The 16,899-nt window shown below is 35.2% G+C and carries 18 protein-coding genes; 12 read left to right on the forward strand and 6 right to left on the reverse strand.

The genetic code is table 11. The features are described from left to right. Positions 1–231 precede the first annotated feature (231 nt). From BW983_RS19915 to BW983_RS19935, 5 genes are all read left to right on the forward strand, one after another. Complete coding sequence (locus BW983_RS19915; protein ID WP_076553563.1) at positions 232–846, forward strand: NAD(P)H-dependent oxidoreductase; 615 nt, start codon at positions 232–234, stop codon at positions 844–846. Next, the gene (locus BW983_RS19920; protein WP_076553564.1) at positions 846–1,133 is read left to right on the forward strand and encodes a putative quinol monooxygenase; all 288 of its coding nucleotides are present in this window, start codon (positions 846–848) and stop codon (positions 1,131–1,133) included. Before BW983_RS19915 ends, BW983_RS19920 begins: the two co-directional genes overlap by 1 nt. Further along, on the forward strand, positions 1,134–1,886 hold the full coding sequence (locus BW983_RS19925) for a type 1 glutamine amidotransferase domain-containing protein (RefSeq protein WP_084184607.1): 753 nt from the start codon (positions 1,134–1,136) through the stop codon (positions 1,884–1,886). 26 nt (positions 1,887–1,912) lie between these two features. After that, complete coding sequence (locus BW983_RS19930) at positions 1,913–2,896, forward strand: aldo/keto reductase (protein ID WP_076553565.1); 984 nt, start codon at positions 1,913–1,915, stop codon at positions 2,894–2,896. A 321-nt stretch (positions 2,897–3,217) separates the two neighbouring features. Beyond that, the gene (locus BW983_RS19935; RefSeq protein WP_139329326.1) at positions 3,218–4,186 is read left to right on the forward strand and encodes a cyclase family protein; all 969 of its coding nucleotides are present in this window, start codon (positions 3,218–3,220) and stop codon (positions 4,184–4,186) included. A 203-nt stretch (positions 4,187–4,389) separates the two neighbouring features. Here BW983_RS19935 and BW983_RS19940 read toward each other — a convergent pair whose 3' ends face one another. The 3 genes from BW983_RS19940 to BW983_RS19950 all read right to left on the reverse strand — a co-directional run bounded on the left by BW983_RS19940 (position 4,390) and on the right by BW983_RS19950 (position 5,906). Further along, positions 4,390–4,833, reverse strand: coding sequence for a carboxymuconolactone decarboxylase family protein (locus tag BW983_RS19940; protein WP_065396803.1), 444 nt, complete (start codon positions 4,831–4,833; stop codon positions 4,390–4,392). A gap of 5 nt (positions 4,834–4,838) precedes the next feature. Further along, on the reverse strand, positions 4,839–5,270 hold the full coding sequence (locus BW983_RS19945; protein WP_076553566.1) for a DoxX family protein: 432 nt from the start codon (positions 5,268–5,270) through the stop codon (positions 4,839–4,841). A gap of 63 nt (positions 5,271–5,333) precedes the next feature. Beyond that, positions 5,334–5,906, reverse strand: coding sequence for a Crp/Fnr family transcriptional regulator (locus BW983_RS19950; RefSeq protein ID WP_076553567.1), 573 nt, complete (start codon positions 5,904–5,906; stop codon positions 5,334–5,336). Between the two features lie 66 nt (positions 5,907–5,972). Here BW983_RS19950 and BW983_RS19955 point away from each other — a divergent pair, with 66 nt between their 5' ends. Next, a complete protein-coding gene (locus tag BW983_RS19955; RefSeq protein WP_076553568.1) occupies positions 5,973–6,338 on the forward strand; it encodes a DUF1304 domain-containing protein in 366 nt (121 codons plus the stop codon). A 282-nt stretch (positions 6,339–6,620) separates the two neighbouring features. Here BW983_RS19955 and BW983_RS19960 read toward each other — a convergent pair whose 3' ends face one another. After that, positions 6,621–6,998 (reverse strand): winged helix-turn-helix transcriptional regulator, encoded by a 378-nt coding sequence (locus BW983_RS19960; protein WP_076553649.1) that lies wholly within the window; start codon positions 6,996–6,998, stop codon positions 6,621–6,623. Positions 6,999–7,089: 91 nt separating this feature from the next. Between BW983_RS19960 and BW983_RS19965 the strand changes: the two genes are divergently transcribed. Continuing rightward, the gene (locus BW983_RS19965) at positions 7,090–8,082 is read left to right on the forward strand and encodes an NADP-dependent oxidoreductase (protein WP_076553569.1); all 993 of its coding nucleotides are present in this window, start codon (positions 7,090–7,092) and stop codon (positions 8,080–8,082) included. Position 8,083: 1 nt separating this feature from the next. After that, positions 8,084–8,509, forward strand: a complete 426-nt coding sequence (locus BW983_RS19970; protein WP_228409045.1) for a cupin domain-containing protein — start codon at positions 8,084–8,086, stop codon at positions 8,507–8,509. A gap of 340 nt (positions 8,510–8,849) precedes the next feature. Here the strand turns inward: BW983_RS19970 and BW983_RS19975 are convergent, their stop codons facing one another. Both BW983_RS19975 and BW983_RS19980 read right to left on the reverse strand, forming a co-directional pair. Further along, on the reverse strand, positions 8,850–9,257 hold the full coding sequence (locus tag BW983_RS19975) for a thioredoxin fold domain-containing protein (RefSeq protein WP_228409046.1): 408 nt from the start codon (positions 9,255–9,257) through the stop codon (positions 8,850–8,852). A gap of 54 nt (positions 9,258–9,311) precedes the next feature. Further along, positions 9,312–11,381, reverse strand: a complete 2,070-nt coding sequence (locus tag BW983_RS19980) for a TonB-dependent receptor plug domain-containing protein (protein ID WP_076553571.1) — start codon at positions 11,379–11,381, stop codon at positions 9,312–9,314. A gap of 122 nt (positions 11,382–11,503) precedes the next feature. Here BW983_RS19980 and BW983_RS19985 point away from each other — a divergent pair, with 122 nt between their 5' ends. From BW983_RS19985 to BW983_RS20000, 4 genes are all read left to right on the forward strand, one after another. After that, on the forward strand, positions 11,504–12,655 hold the full coding sequence (locus tag BW983_RS19985) for a homogentisate 1,2-dioxygenase (protein WP_076553572.1): 1,152 nt from the start codon (positions 11,504–11,506) through the stop codon (positions 12,653–12,655). A 183-nt stretch (positions 12,656–12,838) separates the two neighbouring features. Next, the gene (locus BW983_RS19990; protein WP_076553573.1) at positions 12,839–14,350 is read left to right on the forward strand and encodes a succinate CoA transferase; all 1,512 of its coding nucleotides are present in this window, start codon (positions 12,839–12,841) and stop codon (positions 14,348–14,350) included. Positions 14,351–14,562: 212 nt separating this feature from the next. Next, on the forward strand, positions 14,563–15,837 hold the full coding sequence (locus tag BW983_RS19995; protein WP_076553574.1) for an acetyl-CoA hydrolase/transferase family protein: 1,275 nt from the start codon (positions 14,563–14,565) through the stop codon (positions 15,835–15,837). A 127-nt stretch (positions 15,838–15,964) separates the two neighbouring features. After that, positions 15,965–16,756: a hypothetical protein gene (locus BW983_RS20000; protein ID WP_076553575.1), complete on the forward strand. Its 792-nt coding sequence runs from the start codon at positions 15,965–15,967 to the stop codon at positions 16,754–16,756. Positions 16,757–16,899 lie beyond the last annotated feature (143 nt).

The following is a 16,899-nucleotide window of genomic DNA, read 5'->3' on the forward strand; positions in this document are numbered from 1 at the left end:
ACATGACATTTTACCATGAAATAACGAATAATTATAGTGAGTTTTTGCTTCTCAAAGTGAATTATCAATTGGCACAAATCATAAAAATTGATAAGTGAAGCGAATTCACTATTCTCCTTATATAAAATTTTAAATATAAATATTCTGATACATTACTATAATTTATATTATTTTAATTATACAATACTCTAATGTAACTTTGCAGAGTAAAATTTAAACAATCATAAAGAAATGAAAAAAGTACTTATCATCAACGGAGGACAAAATTTCGGACATTCCGGAGGAAAATATAATCAGACTATCGCAGAAAATACATTAGCTGTTCTTAAAGAATTTGAGAATGTAGAGGTAAAGATAACAAACGTAAGTGAAAATTATGACAAACATGAAGAAGTAGAAAAGTTTGTCTGGGCAGATTATATTATTTACCATACCCCAATCTGGTGGTTCCAGCTTCCGAACGGACTTAAAAAATACATTGATGAAGTTTTCACGGCTGGTCACGCTAAAGGTATCTATAAAAGTGATGGAAGAAATGCTGAGAATCCTGAAATCAATTACGGTACAGGAGGAATGCTTGGTGGTAGAAAATATATGTTGACTACAAGCTGGAATGCTCCGGCAACAGCATTTACTCTTCCTGGGGAATTTTTTAATGAAAAAAGTGTAGATGAAGGACCTTTATTTGGGTTCCATAGAATGAACGCCTTTGTATCCTTAGAAAAAATGGAAAGTTTCCACTTCCATGATGTAGAAAAGAATGCCAATATAGAGCGCGATATGAAACTCTACAGAGAGCACGTTAAAAATGTATTTGAAAAAGAATTAACACATGAATTAGTATAATGAAAATTCACCTTACCGCAGTTATTAAAGCCAAAGAAGAACATCAGGCAGAAGTTTTGGAAGTTCTTCAGAATATGGTAAAAGAAACAAGAAAAGAAGAAGCTTGCGAACTGTATAACCTTCATCAGGGAATTGAAGACAAAAATCATTTTGTATTTTATGAAATCTGGAAAAATAAAGAGGGATTAGCACAGCATAATGAACAACCATATATTAAAGCTTTCGGTGCTTTGATTGATGAAAAGCTTCAGGAAACACCTCAGATTTACACTACAAATCTTATTTAAATGAAAAAACTAACACTTTTATTTCTTAGCCTTTTCACCATAGGATTTATTCAGGCACAGCAACAAAAATCCCATGCTATGAAAAAGAAAATCTTATTCGTTGTCACCAGCCATGATAAAAAAGGCAGTACAGGTGAAAACACTGGATATTACTTAGGAGAAGTTTCTCATCCGTGGGAAGTTCTTCACAAAGCAGGATATGAAATTGATTTTGTAAGTCCAAAAGGCGGAACTCCTCCGATAGACGGATTTGATTTAAAAGATCCTGTTAACAAAGAGTTTTGGGAAAACAAAGAATACAGATATAAAATCGATCATTCTTTAAAACCATCACAAGTAAACTCAAAAGATTATTCAACGATCTTTTATGCCGGCGGACACGGAGCTATGTGGGATTTCGCTGATAATACAGAACTGTCAGCTATCGCTTCCAAAATCTATGAGAATGGAGGTATTGTCGCAGGAGTATGTCACGGTCCGGCTGGTTTGGTAAACATCAAGCTGAGTAATGGAAAGTATCTGGTAGATGGCAAAAAAATCAATGCTTTCACTAATGAAGAGGAATCAGCAGTAAAATTAACAGATGTTGTTCCTTTCTTATTAGAAGATAAATTAATAGAAAGAGGAGCAAAATTTGAAAAATCAGGGCTTTGGCAGAATCATGTGGTAACTGACCAAAGAGTGATTACCGGACAGAATCCGCAATCTGCAAAAAGTGTGGGAGAAGCTATTTTAAAAGTATTAAATAAATAATCACAATCAATTTTAAAAATAAAAAAATGGAATATAGAAAATTAGGAAACACAGATTTGGAATTATCAACAATTACTCACGGAGCTTTTGCCATTGGCGGAAATATGTGGGGAGGTAATGAAAAACGGGATTCTATCAACTCTATTCATGCATCATTAGATCACGGAGTAACTTCTATTGATACGGCTCCTTTTTACGGTTTCGGATTAAGTGAAGAAATGATTGGTGAAGCAATTAAAGGAAAAGACCGTTCTAAAATTCAATTATTAACAAAATTCGGATTGGTATGGGACGGAAGTAATAACGGAAAAGGAGAATTTTTCTTTGACGCTGAAGATGAAGGAAAAGTAATTCCTGTTTATAAATTCGCTTCTAAAGAGAACATCATCAAAGAGGTTGAAGAAAGTTTACAAAGACTAGGAACTGATTATATTGATCTCTTACAGCTTCACTGGCCAGACAGCACAACAGCTATCAGCGAAACAATGGAGGCTATGGAGCTATTGATTCAACAAGGAAAAGTTCGTGCTGCCGGAGTAAGTAACTATAGTGTTTCACAAATGGAAGAAGCTAACAGAACTTTACAATTAGCGAGCAACCAGGTTTCTTACAGTATGCTAAACCGCGCTATTGAAAGCGATCTTGTTCCTTATTCGTTGGAAAATAATTCAGGGATCATCGTATACAGCCCAATGGAAAGAGGTCTGTTAACAGGTAAATATTTCAAGGATAATAAATTAAAAGACAACGATCACAGAAATGGTTATTTCTCACAATTTGATCTGAATAAAGTAAAAACTTTCTTAGAAAAAATTGAGCCGATCGCTCAGGAAAAAGGAGCAAGCCTTTCTCAATTGGTATTAAGGTGGACTACACTACAGCCGGCAATTACAGTAGTATTGGCAGGTGCAAGAAATGCAGAGCAAGCCATTGATAACGCAAAAGCAATGGATATCAACCTTTCTCAGGAAGAACTGAACTTTATCAATGTAGCTTTAAGCGAGATTTAATATAAAAGCTGGGAGATGGAAGCTGGAGGATTGAAGTACTGTCAGGATATTGATAAATTTCAATCTTTTGATTCAAATTATCAGACTGTAAGGAGAAAATATGAAGATGCAAGCACTAGCGTGTATGATAAACTTACAATCTGTTATATCTAATCAATAAAATACCAATTATTGTAAGACTTCAAAAACATCCAACTCCCATCTTCCATTCTTTCATCAACCGGAAGCTTCATTTCAATAAACGGAATCCCAGTTGTAAAACGACATCAACAACTCCCCTCTTCCAGCTTCCCTTCTTATTCAACTCATAAATCGTAAAAAATGAAAAATAATCTGATCAAAATGTTCGGGTTAACAACCCTATTGACTATAAACAGCATTGTATTAAATGCTCAAACTCTTGTCAATCCTGAAGACAAATCATGGTATCCATCAGCTTATGGAGCTCAGGATGAGATTGGAGCGGCTAATTTATTAACTCCTGAAGTTGTAAAACAGGCACTTGGATTGGTAAAACAAGGCAAAACATTAGCACTCGCTGTTCCTATTGATAAAAACTTACCGGCTTTCAGACACAGAAGCTTTAATTTATATAATATCCAACCCGGTGAACAAGGCGGAAAAAGCATCGGTCCCAATAAATTTACATTCAATGACGAATTGGTAAACGGATGGACCGGAGTAGGAACCCAGCTTAATGGTATCGGGCACATCGGAATTGATAATGTTTACTACAACGGAAATAAAGCTACTGATTTTGTAACAGTAGAAGGTGTAAAAAAACTTGGTGTTGAAAAAGTACCACCATTTGTTACCCGTGGTGTAGTCCTTGACATGGTCGCTCATTACGGAAAAGCAATTGTATCCGGAGGAACTGAGTTTGCTGTTGAAGACATCAAGGCTGTTTTAAAGAAACAAGGGCTTACGCTGAGAAAAGGAGATGTAATTCTTTTCAATACAGGATGGCTTGAACTGGTAGGTAAAGACAATAAACAATTCTTAGAAACCGAGCCGGGAATCGGGATGGATGCGGCAAAATGGCTGGCTGATCAAGGCATTGTTGCTTTTGGTGGCGATACCTGGGCTTCCGAAGTGTATCCGAATCCAAAAAGTAAGGAAGAGTTTCCTATCAACCAATATATGCTTGCAAAAAAAGGAATTTATAACTTAGAACTGATTGACAGCCGCCCATTGGTAAAACAAAAAATATGGGAATTCCTATTTGTATTGGGACAGCCTTTATATGTAGGATCTACACAGGTAAATGTAAATCCTGTGGCTATTTATTAATTATAATTTTTTATAACAATTAATACCTTGGGAAAGCAAAACAAACGAAGAATTCTCCGTAATAAACTTAATAATTACCATTAAGATTTATTTTAGAATTAATATAAACGGAATCTTCTCATTTTGCAATTCACAACAATATAAAAAGAGCTTTTCTACTTTGAAAAGCTCTTTTTGGTATGCTTAGTATTACTTACTTTCTTCTACTTAGCTATCGGTAAATGTGTACTCACAGCAATTCTGTTCCATGCATTAATGGTGATAATTGCCATAATGATCTGTGCAATCTGCGCCTCATCAAAGAATGATTTAGCTTTCTGGTAAGTTTCCTCCGTTAAGCCTTTTTGGCTGATCAAAGTAATTTCTTCCGTCATTGCCAAAAGTACTTGTTCTTCTTCTGTAAAAAATTCCTTTGCTTCCGTCCATCCATCAAGAATGAAGATTCTCTGAGGAGTTTCCCCATATTTAATGGCATCTTTAGTATGCATATCAAGACAGAAAGCACATTTATTGATCTGGGAAGCCCTGATTTTGATTAATTCCTTTTGAATATGGGTTAAAGATGTATTCTGTAAATACCCTTCCAGTCCCAGCATTGCTTTATAAGCTGCGGCATCAGTAGTTGCCATGTTAAATCTTGCACTCATTATATTTATTTTTTGGTTAATTGATCTATACTAAAAGAATATTGTTGCTGAACAGCCAGTAAAAGAGCCGCCGCACTTCCCACCCAAACCGAATAATTGAGTGGAGCCTTAGAACCTAACGCAACTGTCATTGATACAGCAAAAATCAACAATAAGATACTGCTTCCGTAGGCTGCAATTTTAGTTTTAAAGCCAACAATCAGCATTAGTGGAAAAAGTATTTCTAACAAAGTAGCGGCATATGCTGAACATGTACTCAGAGTTTCAGGAAGGAAAAAAGTAAGTGATCTTGTATATTCTTCAAAGCTCTTCATATTTCCCCAAGAAGAATTTTCCGCGCTCCACCATCCGAATCTATCGGCAACTGCAGAAAGCATAGTCACAGAAAGAGCAAGTCTTAAAAATAACTGCGGAAATTGATTTTTTGTATCTGTCATTGCATTCGCTTTTAATTACTTGACAAATTTCCGACTTCTGATCCGTAAAAAACTTAAACTGGTTTAAGAACGTAATTTTGCTTTAATTTCGCTCAAATATTCCGGAGTAAAACCAAGAAAAGAAGCGATAAGATACTGAGGAATCCTCTGAATAAACCAAGGATATAATGTACTGAAATGTACATACAATTCTTCTCTTGAATATTCAGTCAGATAACGTAATTTTCTTTCGGAAGCTGCGTATGCCCTCTGATAGATAATTCTAAAATATTTTTCCATGACAGGATGTTTCTCCAACAATAACTCCTGATTTTTAAAATCAATGACAAGAATAGTAGACTTTTCCACAGACTGGATATTGAAATCTGTCTGCAATTGTCTCTCATAAGCAAATGTATCAGTAATCCACCAGTTTTCAATAGCAAACTGAGTGGTATGCTCTACTCCTTTTTCATTAATAAAATATTTTCTCAGGCAGCCTTCCACTACAAAATACATATTTCTGCAAATCTCACCATCCAGCATCAGGGTTTGCTTCTTCTTCACCTTCAATACTTCAAAGAATGAAAAAATTGAAACATACTCTTCCTCATTTACCGTAATGAATTTATTTAAATGTGCCTTGAAATTATCCATCTTTAGAATTGATTACTCAAACTTAACTTTATTTTTTTAGTTTTACAATGTCAAAAACATTAAATCATGGAAGTCATTGCCAAAATTCTGATCGCTATTGTTGCACTTGAGCACCTTTATATTCTTTGGATGGAAATGTTTGCCTGGGAAACCAAAGGCAAGGAAGTTTTCAAAGCTGCATTACCAGCAGAGATGTTTAAGCCTACAAAAGGATTAGCAGCCAACCAGGGATTATACAATGGTTTTCTTGCGGCTGGGTTAATCTGGTCTTTCCTTATTAAAGATCCACAATGGCAGGATAATATTGCCTTATTCTTTTTAGGATGTGTAGCTGTGGCGGGTATTTACGGAGCTATTTCTGCTACGAAGAAGATATTTTTTGTTCAGGCATTGCCTGCGATATTGGCTATCATTGCTGTTTTACTGAAATAGTCTGCTGAAAATGTGTTGGAAAATGCTAAGATGCAATTTCTTTATTTTAATGCTTCAGAGTTAAGGCGCAAAGATTTTATTTGCGATAAAATTTTATACCGATTCTTTTGCCACGAATGCACTAATAAAATGATGCGTATGTAATTTCACATAGAATTTTGTGGAAAGTAAACGTTTTTTATTCGTGTATCCGTGGCAAAATAATAGCAGTCTATTTAAGGCTCTCGCAGATTTTTTGCATCTGTGAGATTTGTGGGAAGTAACTTTTAATCTTAAAATATATTACCCCATTGAAGCTTTAATCTTCTCTCTATGGAGTATTCCCCAGTTCACCAGTGTTTCTGTTACTGGAAATACAGATTTCCCATATTCCGTCACTGCATAGGTGACAGTAATAGGTTTCGTATCCTGAATGGTTCTTGTGATCAGAAGATTTGTTTCTAATTCTTTCAGCTCTTTGCTCAACATTTTAGCGGAAATTCCCTCAATACCACGTTCCAGCTTTTTAAAATGAATCTGTTGATCCGTTCTGTTAGTCAGATAACGTAAAATCATCAGCTTCCATTTTCCACCCAATACATCAAGACTGTCGCGCATTGCGAACAATTCTTCAGTACAGCTTGCCTCTCTTTCTACACCGTTTTCAATAATTTTTGCCATAATAGTTTCATGGAGGTAACTAGTTACCATTTGTTAACTAGTAGCAAATATAAACTATTCACTCTTTACATTTGTACATCAAATCAATCGTATGAAAGTAGTTATTTTAAATCAGAATTTTGAACTTGAGGATGGTTTTACAGAAAAGCCTAAACCTAAGAATAATGAAGTATTAATTCAGATCAAAGCAAGTGGTTTTAATCCTATAGATTATCAGATGTTAGAAAATGAATTGGAACGAAAACTAATCAGCTCTCCTATATTGGGTCGGGAATTATCGGGAATTGTTGTAGAAAAAGGCAGCAATGTGACGGAATTTAATATTGGTGATGAAGTTTTCTGCGGAAGTGGTTCTATGGGAAGTAACGGAACTTATGCAGAATATATTTCAGTTCCTGATACTATTGTTTCATTAAAACCTAAAAATATTTCCTTTGAACAGGCAGCCGCTATTCCATCCGCAGGACTTACTTCTCTTCAAATCTTTAAAAGGTTACAACTACAACCGGAACAGACTATTCTTATCACAGGAGCTTCCGGAGGTGTAGGTTCTTTTTTATTAAGAATTTTACGGGCTCATCATATTCATAATTTCATTGTAACTGTAGGGAGTGAAGAAAATAAACAAATGCTTCTTAAAATAGGTTTAAAAGACCATCAGATTATCAATTACAGGCATGAAAATCTTGTACAAAATCTTTTAAAAGCGAATAACAATCAGCCTTTTGACGTAGGAATTGATCTGGTTGGAAATTATATGGCTGAAGTAACCGCTGAAGTTTTAAAACTTAACGGAACTTACGTAGACGTAACTGCTCTTGTTACTAAAGATGCTCATGAAATTCTTTTTAATAAAGGAACTTTAATAATGAATATCTCTAATTATGCATACAGTATGATTAAAAAGTATGATTATTATAAAAATAGTTTGGAAGAAATATCAAGAATGATTGAAAATGGAAATCTTATTCCTTCCCAGTACAAAACCATAGGTAATCTTTCTCTGAAAACTGTTCTACAGGCACATGATTTACTTAAAAACAATAAGACACAAGGTCATAAACTCATCATGAAACATTCATAAAATGAACAATATACCAAGACGTATCGTAACAGGTATCAAAGACGGGAAATCAGTAATTACAGAAGACCAACAGGTAGAAAATGCTGTAGAGCATTTCCCGGGTTTGATCATTTCAGATATCTGGAACACTCAAAAAACCCCAGCAACCCTAGATTTTGAAAAAAGAATTCCCAATACAGGATTTCCACAAACACCTAAAAACGGGACTTACTTCAGATATGTCGTTATTCCTCCAGATAAGGATTTAGGTGTGGAATTAAAAAAAGGGGAACCTCATCCCATGATGCATAAAACCCTGACATTGGATTATATCATTATTCTTTCCGGTGAGCTTCATCTTATTATGGATGAAGGCGAAACCCTTCTAAGACCGGGAGATATTGTTATCCAAAGAGGAACCAATCATGCATTCAACTGGCTGTTTTAATAGACGCTGAAGTTAAATAGTAAAAGATGCCCCACAGATCATATAAATTTCACAGATGCAAAAAGATCTGCGAAATCTGTTCAATCTGCGAGAGCTTTAAATAAACTGCTACTATTTTGCCACGAATGCACGCATAAAATACGTTTACTTTCCACAAAATTCTCTGTAACGATATGATTTAATTTTTTGAACCACATAGAGATAGATTGTATACGCGAAATTACATATGCATCATTTTATTAGTGCATTCGTAGCATTAAAATAATCAATATTTAATTGTATCATAGATAAAAGACGTGCCGAAAAGAAAAGACTTTATGCGTTAGCAGTTTTCAACCAATCACAAAGCCAAAATCTCCAGCAATTTCTGTTTCATTTTTTCAGGATTCAATAATCCTTCATGATAATACACCAGATTCTGATTCTTATCTAAGAAAATCCACAACGGATAAACCGGTTGTTCTTTATTTTTAGACAATGCCAACGCCAACTCATGAATTCCGGAACTTCCGTTAGATAAATACTCAAAATCCCGTCCCTGAAATCTAATTTTTTCCTTTGTCTTTTCAGCTTCAAAATTGATAAGATAAAAATTCTCATTCATGATCTTCACCAAATCTTTATCCTTATTTAGATGGAAGGATTCTATTTTACAGACCGAACACCAATCTGTATAAATATGAATAACAATAGGTTTTGAAGACTCTTTTTGTTGAAGTTCCAATTCAGAAAAAGTCCCTGTCTTCATCTGAGACAGATAAAAACAGGGCACTAACATTAAAAATAAAGCAAAAATTTTCATTTACTTCAAAGTATATTTTACTCCCAAGAACCCTCTGATTCCTTGCATAGGTGCATAGCCATATGCGGTATCGAAAGTATAATGGTTTGGATTATTGAAAGGATCATCAACATGTTTATCAAACGGGTCAAAAGGTCTCATCAAGGGATCTTTAGGAGTAAAGTTGAATAAGTTTTTCACACCTCCATACACTTCAAAACCGGATTTAAAACTCTTCGACACCTGAATATTGGCAAGAGAGTAAAACGGTGAATATTCCGGACGGAAGTCATTCGGTAAAACAGGAAGTCTCATTGGTCCGTAAAATTGTCCGGTAAAATCTACAGTCAGATTGTGAGGAAATTTATACGTCAGATTATAAGTTCCACTCCATTTGGGAGCATGAAGTTGCTGTGTTTTTTGATTTTCATTATCATACTTTTGGTATACATCAAGATAAGTTACTCCGAGATTTACACTTAATGGAAACTGAAAAGTAAAATCAACATTCAGAGAAGCTCCTCTGGAAATACCATACCCATGAAGATTATCATAAATAATTTTATTTGGATCAGATTCAAAATCACCTACAATTTTATTACTGAAATAGGTATAAAATGCAGAAGCATCAAGATGTAACATTCGGGTTCCTACAGGAATTTTCCAGATATAATTCAGATTTCCGTTCACTGATCTTTCAGGTTCCAGGTTAGATTTTACAACTACTTCTCTTGAACCCGTCAAAGCCGCATGATCTTCTGTAAAAAGATTCACAACTCTGAATCCGGTCCCAAAATTGAAACGTAAAGTATGATAAGGATTCGGTGAAAACTTCCATGCTAATCTTGGAGAATGTACGGAATGATGTACCTTATCATAATCATAACGATAGCCAAGTAACAACGTATTCTTTTCATTGATCTCCCATTGATCCTGAATAAACGCTCCCCATATCGGAGACTTCATCGGTGCATTGGAGATTCCGTCAGAAGCCAGTGTTCCCGGAGTATTGTCATCATAAAAGGTTCTTTTAAAAGTAAATCCAGCGGTGATATCATGCTTTCCAAAACTTCGGTCCCAATAGGTTTGCACAAAAGCTACTTTCTGAAGAGCATTAAAAGGATTTGATCCATAAAAAGAATTCTGATCATGATAATTATAAGAAAACTGAGTGACAATATGCTCCCTCATTGGCCATTCATACAAACCAAAAACTTCCGCTCTGTTGGTATAAATACTTTCACCATATACCTCATCACTGCCACGAAAAGATTTATTCCACTGCATTTCACCACCAAAACGATCCTCATACAAATACCTCATTGCAAAACTTGCCTGTCTGTTTTCCTTTCTTTTAAAGTTCCATTTATTAAAAACCGAAATCCTGCTCTGTAAAGTTGTATCCGTAAAATTGTCTTTATTCTGATCTATTCTTTCTTTAAAACTGAAATAGTTTAAACTTAATAATGAAGCAGCATTCTTTCCAAGATTAAATTTTGTGGAAAGGTCAAGATTATTTTCAGCCCACGAGCTGGTCATCATATCTACACTTAATTTTGGAGCCGTCAAAGCATTTTTTGTGATAATATTAATCACCCCTCCCATCGCTTCTGAACCATAAATGGAAGATGCAGGACCTTTTACGACTTCTATCCTATCCACAAGACTATTAGGAATACCACTCAATCCATATACTGTAGAAAGTGAACTTACAATCGGCATTCCGTCAATAAGTATCATCGTATACGGACCTTCCAACCCATTGATATGAATATCTCCGGTATTACAAACGGAGCAATTCAGTTGAGGTTTTACCCCATTTACCATTCCGATGGCTTCAAAGATACTGGGTGTAGGATTTTTCTGGAAAAATTTCTGGCTATAGATCTCTACCGCTACCGGACTTTTCGATCTGCTCATAGGTTTTATGGTTCCCGTCACCACTACATCCTCAATATTACTCGTTTTGATCTCTTTATTGAAAACCCTTGCAGAATCAATATTTTTTGGTTGATTTAAACGTAAACTGTCGGTCTCCTGGGCAAAACAATACGAGGATAAAAAAGTAATAGAAAATAATATTCGCTTCATGAAATTAAAATTGTTAGACAAATCTAACAATTATTTTTGATATACAAAACTTGTGCGTTTTTTTTTGATTAAGCCAATTCATGAAAAATGATTAAATTTGAGAAACTACATATGAAAGTAAAATGAGATATCATCTAGCGGGAAATATCCCACAAAAAAGACATACAGTCTTTAAATCTCCGGAAGATAAATTTTACTATGAACAGCTTTTCGGAACGGAAGGTTTTCACGGTATTTCTTCTCTGCTCTACCATATTCACCGCCCTACACAGATCAAATCAATCGGAGAACCGAAAGATGTGACTCCCAAAATAGCGGTAGAAAAAAACATTACACCAAGAATGTTCAAAGGAATGAATGTAACTCCTGAGGACGATTTCATGGACAGCCGTAAGATTCTTTTGATGAACAACGACCTGAAAATGGGATTGGCAAAACCTAGAAAATCAATGGATTATTTCTACAAAAATGCGGAGTGTGATGAACTTTTATTTGTTCATAAAGGAACAGGAATTTTAAAAACATTTGTAGGAGACCTTGAATTTGGGGTTGGCGATTACCTTATCATTCCAAGAGGAACTATTTACCAGGTAGAACTAACATCTGAAAATACAGTATTCTTCGTATTGGAAAGCCACTCTCCTATCTATACCCCAAAAAGATACAGAAATGAATTCGGGCAGCTACTGGAACACTCTCCGTTCTGCGAAAGAGACATGATTGCTCCTGTTTTCAAAGAACCTGTAGACGAAAAAGGAGAATTTTTAATTAAAGTAAAGAAAGAAAATCAGATCACAGACTTCATTTATGCAACACATCCGTTTGATGTTGTTGGCTGGGACGGATATTTCTATCCTTATAAATTCAATATCAAAAACTTTGAACCGATTACAGGAAGAATTCACCAACCACCACCGGTTCACCAGAATTTTGAGGCACATAACTTTGTAGTATGCTCATTCTGTGCAAGAATGTACGATTATCATCCACAGGCTATTCCTGCACCTTATAACCACTCCAATATTGATTCCGATGAGGTATTGTTCTATACCGAAGGAGATTTTATGAGTCGTAACCATATTGATCTTATGGACTTTACCCTTCACCCGGGAGGAATTGTACACGGACCTCATCCAGGTGCTATGGAAAGGAGTATTGGTAAAAAATTCACAGAAGAATATGCCGTAATGGTAGATCCTTTCCGCCCTTTAAAAATCACGGAAGAAGCTCTAAAAGTGGAAGATCCGTCCTACAAAACTTCTTGGTTAGAATAAAACAGTAAAAATCTTTTTCATCATAGAGAAAAACTATTACTGAATACATACAAAAGACGCTTTAAATCCTTTATTTAAAGCGTCTTTTTTTGTAAATTTGTAAGGTATGGTTCACATATATTACCATCATTATTTTTCATAACGCATCCTAAGTAATGGTGGTTTAATAAAAATCAATATTACATGTTAGAAAGAATCAGATTAGAAAGTTTACACGAAAAGGTAACTACAGCCGAGAACGCTGTAAAAATGATTAAAGACGGTATGACCATAGGGTCAAGCGGCTTTACAAAAGCAGGTGACAGCAAAGCAATTTTGCCGGCACTGGCAGAAAGAGGAAAAACAGAAGACCTTAAAGTCACTTTAATGACCGGAGCTTCACTGGGACATGGTACCGACGGAAAACTAGCAGAAGCGAATGTTCTTAAAAAAAGAATGCCATTTCAGGTAGATCCTATTTTGAGGAACAAAATCAATAATGGTGAAATTCTTTTCATCGATCAGCATTTGAGTGAAAGCGCCGAGCTTCTTCATACCAAAAATCTTCAAAGCATCGACGTAGCAGTTATCGAAGCTGCTTATATTGAAAGAGACGGAAGCATTGTTCCTACAACATCAGTAGGAAATTCTGTTACTTTTGCTGCTTTAGCTAAAAAAATCATCATTGAAATCAATACCGAAGTTCCGGAAGAAGTTTACGGAATTCACGATATCTATCAGGCAGAAGATTACCCTTACAGAAATGTTATTCCAATTGTTGCGCCTTGGAACAAAATCGGTAGAAAAAGCATTCCAGTAGATCCTAATAAAATTGAAGCCATTGTTTTCACCAATCTTAAAGACAGCCCTGCAGACATTGCTGAACCAGACGAAAAAACAACAGCCATCGCAAAACACCTTCTTGAATTCTTTGAAAATGAAGTTCGTTTAGGACGTCTTACAGACAGATTACTTCCTCTTCAGGCGGGTATTGGTAAAGTTGCCAACGCTGTACTTACAGGATTTAAGGATAGTAACTTCTATGATTTAACGATGTTCTCTGAGGTTCTTCAGGACAGTACATTTGATTTAATAGATTCAGGTAAACTAAGTTTTGCTTCTGCATCATCAATCACTGTTTCAAAAGAATGTTATGAAAGAGTCTTAGGAAACCTTTCAAAATATAAAGATAAATTCGTTTTAAGACCTCAAAATATTTCCAATACTCCTGGATTGATCAGAAGATTAGGAGTAATAGCCATCAATACAGCCATTGAATTCGATATCTATGGAAACGTAAACTCCACACATATTGGAGGAACAAAAATTATGAATGGAATCGGTGGTTCCGGTGACTTTGCCAGAAATGCATACTTAAGTATTTTCGTAACTCAGGCTGCTTCAAAAGGGAACAATATTTCACACGTTCTTCCAATGGTTTCTCACACAGACCACACAGAGCATGACGTTGATATTTTGGTTACTGATGTAGGATTGGCTGATTTAAGAGGCTTAGCTCCAAGAGAAAGAGCCGAGAAAATTATTGATAACTGTGTTCACCCGGAATATAAAGAAGAATTACAGTCTTATTTCGACAGAGCTTGTGAAAGAGGTGGACACACTCCTCATTTACTGGAAGAAGCATTCAGTTGGCATTTACGTTTCTCCGAAACAGGAAGCATGAAACAGGCAGCAGCCGTGGAAATTTCCAACTAAAAATTTTACAAATATCTAATATTAAAGACCGGATGTAATGCATTCGGTCTTTATTTTTTATTAAATTTATATAATTCATTCATATGATAAAAGTCTTTTAATATCATTTAAAATATTTGAAATAAATAATGATATAAAAGTTATCTTTGAGAAAGGTTAGGCATTTTATGAAATAAAAATAAGTCAGAAACATTATAATAAAAAGATAAAATATGCATAATTATATCAGCGCTGAAGAAGCAATGTATACTATAAAAAGCGGTAACCGTGTATTTTTTCACGGAAGCGCATGTACTCCTAATTACCTGATTGATGAGCTTGCAAGACAGGCTCACAGATTGGAAAATGTAGAAATGGTTTCTATTACCCAACAGGGAAATATAGAAATCGCAAAACCTGAGTATAAAGATAATTTTTTTGTCAATTCTTTATTTGTTTCTACACCAGTACGGGATGCTGTAAATTCAGACAGAGGTGACTTCGTACCTGTATTTTTAAGTGAGATTCCCATCTTATTCAGAAAAAATATACTTCCGTTGGATGTAGCTCTTATAACCGTTTCTCCACCGGACAGACATGGTTTTTGTACATTGGGAACTTCAGTAGATATCGCAAGAGCAGCCGTAGATACTGCAAAAACCATCGTTGCAATGGTTAATCCAAGAATGCCAAGAACACATGGAGACGGTATGATTCATATTAGTAGGATCCATAAACTGGTATGGCATGAAGAAGAGCTTCACACCGTAGATTATGGCTCAAAAGTAGGTCATGAAGAAATGCTTGTAGGTAAAAATGTAGCCGAGCTTATTGAGGACAAATCTACCCTTCAAATGGGTATTGGTACTATTCCGGATGCCGTTCTGCAATGCCTTCACAGTCACAAAGACCTTGGAATTCACACCGAGATGTTAAGTGATGGAGTTATTGATCTTATTCAAAATGATGTAATCAATAATAAATACAAAGGTTATAATGACAATAAAACGATCACCAGTTTCTGCTTCGGAACCAGAAAATTATACGATTATGTAGATGACAATACTGTTTTTGCCTTTAGGGATGTAAGTGAGGTTAATTTCCCCATCAACATCATGAAGAATAAGAAAATGGTAGCCATCAATTCCGCTATTGAAATAGACCTTACCGGGCAGGTATGCGCTGACTCCATCGGAACCTTACAGTATAGCGGTATCGGAGGACAAATGGACTTTATGAGAGGCGCTGCATTAAGTGATGATGGAAAACCTATTATTGCTATTACTTCAAGAACCAAAAAAGGGATATCCAGAATTGTTCCCTATCTTAAACAAGGAGCTGGAGTGGTTACAACAAGAGGACATATTCACTATGTTGTTACCGAATACGGAACTGCCTATTTATATGGAAAAAACCTTCGTCAGAGGGCACAGGAGCTCATCAGCATAGCACACCCGGATGACAGAGAAATGTTGGAGCGAGCCGCTTTTGAAAGATTTAAACACTGATAATCAGTTCTTAACATTTTAAAAAAGTTATTTTTATTAAGAATTTAAAAAAAGTTTTGTCATTCAGGCTAAAAAACTTTAACATTTTGGCAGTATTTTTGATAAAACTCTTTCTAAAACGAGGAAATTGAAGACTATATATAATTCGATACGAGAGGAAGTTGTAAAGCATTCGAAGGTAAGGAATTCTGTTTTGGGGAATGTGAATGAATGGAAGAGAAGCCATTATATTATTCTTTCCGAAATCATTAAAGAAGAACTATCTGAAGCTGAAGAACTTAAAGGAGGTAAAAAATTCGAGATTGGAACCACCATTTCTCATGTTACCTTACAGCGTTTCTTTGAAAACGACTATCAGGACAAAACCCACAGTGATTTAAGATTCTTAAAAACCCTGGATAAAATATGTATTTTCCTGGGCTATAAAGATCTGAATGATTATATTCTTTCAGCCAGACAAAAAAAACAGAATCATAAAGAAACTGACAGCCATTCATTCCTGACGCAAATGGTTTATGACTATTGTGCTACAGCATTTGAATTCTGTAAACAATTTCCAACCCACAATACAGAGATTTTTAAAGATTTCGTATTTGATGATTCTCCATTTTTGGAAAGAGTATCACAATTCAGTAAAGAACTGTGTGACAAAGACTTTCATTTGGTAACAAAAAATAACCGTTCCAATTATGAAGTTTTTGATATTCATATTGTTACTGATGAACCGGACAAAAAAATACTAGAATCCCAGGAATTCTGGAACCTTTTATTTAAAGTAGGAGAAACCGGAGAAGAACATTTTGTGAATCAACTCAGTACACAGATTTATTTTATTAAAAAAATAGATGATACCTGGAAGATCTGGGACAATTATAACCCGGATGCCGGAACCTTAAACAGGAAAATAGAAACACAATAAATAAGAAAGCCGCAGAGATGATCTGCGGCTTTCATGTTCGAAATATTTTTTTCTCACTTGTTTTTGTAATACAAATGTACTCCGCTTATTTCAAATTTAAGAAACTTAAATATACTTAAGTGAACACTTCTTGAACTTTATGT

Source organism: Chryseobacterium ureilyticum (assembly GCF_900156735.1).
Lineage (GTDB): Bacteria > Bacteroidota > Bacteroidia > Flavobacteriales > Weeksellaceae > Chryseobacterium > Chryseobacterium ureilyticum.